Annotated in this window: 1 protein-coding gene; it reads right to left on the bottom strand. The window is 49.5% G+C overall.

Going from position 1 to position 1123, the window contains the following annotated elements:
• Nucleotides 1-1088 (bottom strand): IS200/IS605 family element RNA-guided endonuclease TnpB (tnpB, locus tag JQM68_RS13590; protein ID WP_235223557.1); only part of this gene is annotated, 1088 nt, incomplete at its 3' end.
• Between the last annotated feature and the right edge of the window lie 35 nt (nt 1089-1123).

Here is a 1123-nt window from a genome sequence, read left to right as displayed (position 1 = left end):
CCTTCATTGAGAATATTGATGGCGGCGTTGACATCCCTATCATGGGTAGTACCACAATGCGGGCATACCCACGAGCGCACGGAAAGGCCCTTCACGTCAGAATTCTTTTCTCCGCAGCAAGAGCAAATCTGGCTCGAAGGGAAGAACTTCCCCACAGTGACGACCACCTTTCCGTGGCGCTCCGCCTTGTAGGAGAGCTGCCGAAGGAACTCACCCCACGCGGTGTCACCGATGCTCTTCGCCAGCTTATGATTTTTCATCATGTTCCTGGCGGAGAGGCTCTCCACACAGATGATGTCGTTCTCCCGCACAATTTGAGTAGAGAGCTTCTGCTGGTTGTCCCGTCTCATGTTAGCGATATGCTCCTGAAGACGGGCGACCCGCAGGCGAGCCTTCTCACGGTTCCTGCTTCCCTTTTGCTTTCGGGAAAGCTGCCGCTGAAGGCGAGCGAGCTTCTTCTCACACTGGGCGAGGTACTTGGGGTTTGCATATTTATCTCCATTGCTGGTGACAACGAAATCTTTGAGGCCAAGGTCCAAACCAACGGATGCTCCTGTGGATTCCCAGAGTTCCTCCGGGACATCCTTGCAGTGGATAGATACGAAGTATTTACCACTGGGCTCTCTGGTTACGGTAGCGGAGGTGACTCGGCCTTTTACCTCTTGAGAGATTTTGCATTTCACACGACCGAGCTTCGGAAGCTGAATGGCATCATCGAATATCTTGATACCAGACTTCGAGCGAAAGCTCTGTCGGTGGTCATGCTTTTTCTTAAATTGAGGGTATCCGGCTTTCGGTTCATGGTTTCTGACTCTGCGGAAGAAATTTTTATATGCTTCATCGAGGTCTTGAAGAGAGGACTGCAATGCAGTGGAATCCACCTCATTCAGCCAAGGAAGGCTCTTCTTTAAGGAAGTTAAATCCTTGCAGCAGGCGTGGTATCCCATATTCTTTTTGTCGGTAGCATATCTCTCTTTCCGCAGAGCGAGGTAGTGATTCCAGACACAGCGACAGCACCCAAGAGTTTTTGAAATTAAAACCTCTTGAGCAGGAGTTGGATATATACGGAATTTGTAGCCTTGTTCCATGAATTATCACCAGTATTATAATACCATATTAAGAG

Origin of the sequence: Oscillibacter valericigenes (assembly GCF_021531435.1) — a bacterium.
GTDB classification, from domain to species: Bacteria; Bacillota; Clostridia; order Oscillospirales; family Oscillospiraceae; genus Oscillibacter; species Oscillibacter valericigenes_B.
This window is presented reverse-complemented; position numbering and strand designations above follow the sequence as displayed.